Genomic DNA, 5,859 nt, shown 5'->3' with positions numbered 1-5,859 from the left:
TCTCGTGCGACTGGCAAACGTGCAGCAGCCTGGGTGTAATCTCACAGCGCAATCGCGATAGATACGCATCAACCAGCCGAGGCACAACGCATGGATCCATAGGGAGAGGGATCGCCGTGATGACGCCTCTCAAAGAGGAAAATCAGCAGCTCCTCGAGCAAAACGCGCAGCTTCGGGCGAGGGTCAACTTGCTGGAAGACGCGATCGAGAATGTGCGCCATGCTATCTGCGTGTTCGATCGTGAAGGGCGCATTGCCTTTTGTAACAGGCGCTATCCCCAAGCTGTAGGGCTCCCTCCCGAACGGGTGCTCCCCGGAACGAGCGCACGTGAATTGATCCAGATGGCCTGGGACCTGGGCTACTACCCCCCGGGCCGAACCCTCGATGCCATCGAGCAGGATTTCTGGAGCAATCTGGATAGCGACCGCACGACCTGCGCGCAAATCGACCGCGGTGGCCGCAGCTTTGTTATCCATCCTGGCCGGACTTCCGGCGGCAACCTGGTCGCTACATTTGAAGACATCACCGTCCAACTGTCGGCGGAGAGCGCCTTGCGCAAGAGCGAAGCGAGCCTCAACGCCATGCTCGACGCCATGCCGGATTGCGTCAAGATTTTCGACGCCGAGGCGAACCTGATCTACATCAATCCGGCCGGTTTGCGGCTCTTGGAGATACCGAACCTGGAAGCGCTCGCTGCGTCAGGACATGTGAGCGTTCCAACGGAATACTTGCCGATGTGCATTGACGTCCACCAGCGCGTACTTGCCGGGAAAAGCACTGTCTGGGCCTACGAGATTGTTGGCATGAACGGGACCCGCCGTAGCGTTGAAGCCCATGCCGTCCCCTTCCGCTTTCCCGACGGCGCGGACGGTCATCTGAGTATCACGCGCGACATTAGCGAGCGCAAGTCCGCCGAGAATGCGCTGCGCCGGAGTGAAGAGCGGCTGCGGCTGATCCAGGAGGCTTCCGGCCTGGCCGATTTCGAGAACGACGGGGGCGAAGTCACGGTTTGCTCCGACAAGTTCTTCGAGCAGGTTGGACTACCGGTCGGTGATAACACGATCTCCATCTGGGATTGGCTGAACCTGGTCCACCCTGAAGATCGTGTGCGCTTACAGAAAGAAATGGAGGAGGCTCGGGTTGATGCCGATGTGTTCGATTCCGAGTATCGAATTGTTCGTGTCGACAATGGGGAGATTCGCTGGATCTCCTGCCGGACCAAACTGCTGTGCGATGACAACGGCAGCGTAGTCAGGACGATCGGTGCGCATCGTGACATCACGCACCGCAAGCAGTTCGAAATCGCGCTCCAGGAAAGCGAACAACGTCTGCGCCTGGTCCACGACATCACTGGCCTGGCGGAGTTCTGGGCTGCGGGGGATGGCCTGGCTCATGTCTCGGAGCGCTTGCTCGAACAACTCGGCCTGCCGCCCGGTTCGGAGACCCTGCCCTTCGAGGCACTGCTTGCCAGGGTCCATCCCGATGACCGAGAGATGTTTCAGGCAAAGGTCGATACCAGCATCGCTGGGGACGATACGTTTGAGTGTGATTTTCGCGTTATTCATGGCCGGACAGGGGAGGAGCGCTGGATCCACAGCCGGACCAGAATGCAACGAGACGCGAACGGTCAGATTGTGCACAGTATCGGGGCGCACCTCGATATTACCGACCGTAAAGGGGTGGAGCAGGTTCTTCGCGAAAGCGAAGAGCGCTTCCGGCTTGCAGCGGAGGCAGCCGGCCTGGGAGTTTGGGACTACGACCCGGCCACAGACACACGCGAATGGTCGGGCAGGTTGCTCGATATTCTGGGCCTCCCGGCAGATACGGAACCGAGCCTGGAGACGGCTGCCAATTGTGTTCATCCAGAGGATCGACAGAGCTTCCTTGCCATGCTCGATTCCGCTCATCGGGACATGTCGTCAGTCAAATTCGAAGAGACCTTCCGGTTCGTGCGCGCCGACAATCACGCTGAGCGATGGGTAACGATCAATTGCTGGAAGACACGCCGGGCAGAGAAAAGCCTCGATCGTATCATTCTCACTTTGCGTGACGTGACGGCTGAGAAATCGGCCGAGGAGAGGATTCGCTGGTCGGCCAGCCATGATGCTCTGACTGGCCTCGCCAACCGGACCCAGTTCCATGAGCGGCTCGAACAGGCAACTGCACGAAGCAACACTACAGGACGGCCGTTTGGCCTCCTGCTGCTGGATCTCGACCACTTCAAGCAGATCAACGATACCCTTGGTCATGACGTTGGTGACCAACTGCTTCAGATGTTTGCTGACCGTCTTCGTTCCGTTGTGCGTCCCGACGACATCATTGCCCGCCTCGGCGGGGACGAGTTTGCCATAATACTCTCAGAGGTGAAGGAACCTCATCGCTTGGCAGAGCTCTCGGCCTCGATCCAGCATCGGCTGCGCGAACCCTTTGTCCACAAGGGGCGGGTTCTCGATTGCTTTGCCAGCATCGGTGGGGCGGTGTTCCCGCGTGACGGAGAAGGCCCCGAAAAACTCATGAAGAATGCCGACGTGGCGCTCTACTCGGCGAAGAATTCGGGACGATCGACAACGAAAATCTACGAGCCGAGGCTGAGGCGCGAAATCGAGCGCCGCGTGACCATGGTGCACCTCGCCCGGGAAGCCATCCGCGACAACCGCGTCATGCCGTACTACCAACCCAAGTTCGATCTCCGCAGCAGAGAGATCCTCGGCTTCGAGGCCCTGCTGCGCTGGCGCACGCCTGGAGGCCAGGTGCAACTTCCCGAGAAATTCGAAGCTGCCTTCGAAGACCTCAACGTCGCTGCCAGTCTGACCGACCGGATGGTCGAACAAACCATTGCCAACATGCGCCAATGGCTCGATCTTGGGTTGGATTTTGGCCACGTTGCGATCAACACATCAGCCGCAGATTTCCGGCGCGAGAATTTTGCGGAAAGGGTGCTTGAACAACTCGAAATGGCCCGGATTCCCACGTCCATGTTCCAGATTGAGGTCACCGAAACGGTATTCCTGGGGCGTGGCGCTGAATATGTTCACGGAGCGCTTGCGCATTTCAGTGCTGCCGGTGTCAGAATCGCACTTGATGACTTTGGAACAGGCTATGCTTCCCTTCGTCACCTGAAGGAATTCCCCGTCGACATTATCAAGATCGATCGTACCTTTGTGCGGCATATGGAAAGCGATCCGGGTGATGACGCGATTGTCCGCGCGGTGATCAATCTGGGCCAAAGTCTTGGACTCGATGTCATTGCCGAGGGTGTTGAAGTGGAAAGTCAGGTGGAGCATCTGCTTCTGCATGGCTGCCGCTATGGGCAGGGCTTCCTGCTGGATCAGGCCCGACCGGCTGACATCGTACCTTCATTGCTGGCGCGGCCATTGCGCGCAGGTCCGGTTGCGCCGCCCGCTACCCACCTGAAGCTCGTCCGGAACGCGCGTGGTAGTCGATAGTCACCAGGCAGATGTCGTGCGTGAGGATGGCACCTTTTCAATCCGTCCCCGCCTGACAGGCATGGCCCGGAGGAGGGTCTCCGCCATGCATCAGCTGACGGAAAGTAGGGATTAATCCAATCCCCCGTCGGCGGCCTGCCCCGGAAGGATCATTCCGGTGCGGCGGTTCCGCTGGCGCCCCGCTTCGTCGTCTGAGCCATCGGCATTTGCATTGGGCGCGACCGGCCGGGTTTCTCCGTGTCCCCGCGTGACCATTCGCTCCTCCGCCACTTCCCACTCTACCATAAAGGCATTTACTGCTTCGGCTCGCGCGAGGGATAGGCGCTGGTTGCAGGTACGACAGCAAACCTGCTGATGATGGAAGGGCGACGCCTATCGGTTGAACATCGCTTGCCGGTCCATTAGCCTCTGGATGTCGATGTTCGGATGCCCTCCTCGTGGAGGGCTTTATCGAAATCTTAGGCAAAAGCGGGCTAGCGCTCGCTGATGGCACCCAAAGGCAGAGTAGACCGGCGAAAGGGAAAATCCCGTGCCATTCGGCCCGGGCTACCGCTCTTCATGCAAGTTTCAAAACCACTTGCTGCATCGGTGTTAGCGGTATCCGCTCTTGTTGCGATCTTCACCAGCTAGTCGGCCCGAGCGCAACTGCGATGCGAACAGATTGACACCGACTCTTAGCGATCCGAGTCCGGCTTGATGCCAGCTTACTGCAGCCTTGCACGCCGTTTCGATGATCCAGTCGCCCACTTCTTCGGCGATGGGGCTGTCCTCAAGCTCGGCGAGAAAGGACGGCGGCGAAAGGAGACCGTGCTCGGGATGACGCCAGCGTAACAGGGCTTCCACTCCGCGAAGGGAGTCGTCGGAAAGGGACACCTGGGGCTGATAGAGCAATTCGAACTCGTTTTTGCCCAAGGCCCCGCGCAGTTCGATTCCCATCCGGTGCCGTTGTTCGGCATTGGTCTGCATGGTGCGGGTAAAGTAGGTCCTGATGCCTCCCCCATCGCCTTTGGCACTATACAATGCGAGGTCTGCACAGCTTAGAAGCTGTTCGACATCGCTGGCGTCCCGTGGCGCCAGGGCGATGCCCATGCTCGTGCCGACATACAGGTGCTGCCCGGCAAATTCGAACGGAGGAACAAGGGCAGCAAAGATCTGCTTTGCGACCGTGTCGATCACGAGAAGATCATTGGTCCCGGCAAGAATGACCGCAAACTCATCTCCCCCCACACGAGCAACATAGGCGGACGCGCCGAGCGCAGCTGTGAGGCGGGAAGCGACCGCAGCGATAAGCTGATCCCCCACGGAATGCCCCGTGGTATCGTTGACGTGCTTGAACCCATCCAGATCGAGCAACAGCAAAGAGCATGGACCATGCGCCATTTCTCTTGCGAGCCGTTCGTGGAGAGCGTTCCGGTTTGGTAACGAGGTCAATGTATCGCAGTGGGCCAAATGCTCCAGCCGACGCTGAGCGGCGTGACGGTCGGTGATGTCACGCACGAGTGCCCCGAACATCGGGCGCCCCGCCTCGGTCCACATCGACAGCGACAGATCGACAGGCCGCTCTGTGCCGTCGGCGTGGAGGCTGAGAACTTCGACGCAACAACCAGCCAGGCGCGCATGGCCCGACTTCGTTGCTCGCGCCAACCCCGCAACGTGGGCAGCCCGGTGCCGCGGAGGGACGATAATTGAAAGCGGCTGGCCAATGGCTTCCTCGGCGGTGTAGCCGAAAAGCTCCTCCGCCGCCGTATTCCAGGACACGATGAGGTTATCCTCACCCGCACAGATTGCAGCGGTGGCGGAACTGGACAGCATCTTCGCATATCGGCCCTGAACCGGCTCAAACAGTTCAGCACTGGCCTTTGCTTGGGCATGGTCGACTTGTAGGCGGGGGCATTCCATCGAAGCGGCATAGTAACTGGAGAGTTAAGACTTTGCACAGGCAACATGTGGGGGAAACGCGATACATCCCTAGAGGCTGCGCCATCGCATTAGGGATTGCTTAAGGAATTCCCTTTACCTCTGCTGTGCCGAAATGAACCCCCTGTCACCCTTCCCGTCTGCCGTTCCCGAGGGAACCTATGTCGAGCTCGTCCAGAGCTTGTTCAGGACGCTCCTTCCCACGTCGATCATCGCAGCATCCTTCATGGCTGTGGCTGTAATCGTTCTCACGCAGACACCCGATCCGGGATTAATTGCATTTGGTGCAGCAGGATCAATCGCCGTGCTTGCCCGCTTGGTGGTCCTGATCACTTTGCGGAACGAAGCTGGACAAGCCACCCTGACAGTAAAGCGTGCGCGCAGGCTGGAGCGGATCTTCGCCGTGCCATACCTCACCTTCGCCCTGCTATTCGGCCTGTTCAGCGCGCGAGCTTTCGTTGTGGCACTGCCGGAGACGCATGTCCTGATCATCGCT

General features: G+C 59.3%; 2 protein-coding genes and 2 pseudogenes. 2 read left to right on the top strand and 2 right to left on the bottom strand.

Annotated elements, in window-relative coordinates; genetic code table 11:
* Positions 1-119 precede the first annotated feature (119 nt).
* On the top strand, positions 120-3,446 hold the full coding sequence (locus M3P36_RS15020) for an EAL domain-containing protein (protein WP_249704519.1): 3,327 nt from the start codon (positions 120-122) through the stop codon (positions 3,444-3,446).
* 111 nt (positions 3,447-3,557) lie between these two features.
* On the opposite strand, the pseudogene M3P36_RS15015 reads toward M3P36_RS15020, so the two are convergent.
* Together M3P36_RS15015 and M3P36_RS15010 are read right to left on the bottom strand one after the other, a co-directional pair.
* Positions 3,558-3,767: pseudogene (locus tag M3P36_RS15015) on the bottom strand (OmpA family protein); the annotation flags it as partial.
* A 270-nt stretch (positions 3,768-4,037) separates the two neighbouring features.
* Entirely contained in the window at positions 4,038-5,345 is a 1,308-nt protein-coding gene (locus M3P36_RS15010; RefSeq protein WP_249704517.1) for a putative bifunctional diguanylate cyclase/phosphodiesterase, read from the bottom strand.
* A 322-nt stretch (positions 5,346-5,667) separates the two neighbouring features.
* On the opposite strand from M3P36_RS15010, the pseudogene M3P36_RS15005 reads away from it, so the two are divergent.
* A pseudogene (locus tag M3P36_RS15005) lies at positions 5,668-5,859 on the top strand (GGDEF domain-containing protein); the annotation flags it as partial.

This window comes from Altererythrobacter sp. KTW20L, from assembly GCF_023501975.1.
In the GTDB taxonomy this organism is placed as follows: Bacteria; Pseudomonadota; Alphaproteobacteria; order Sphingomonadales; family Sphingomonadaceae; genus Alteraurantiacibacter.
This window is presented reverse-complemented; position numbering and strand designations above follow the sequence as displayed.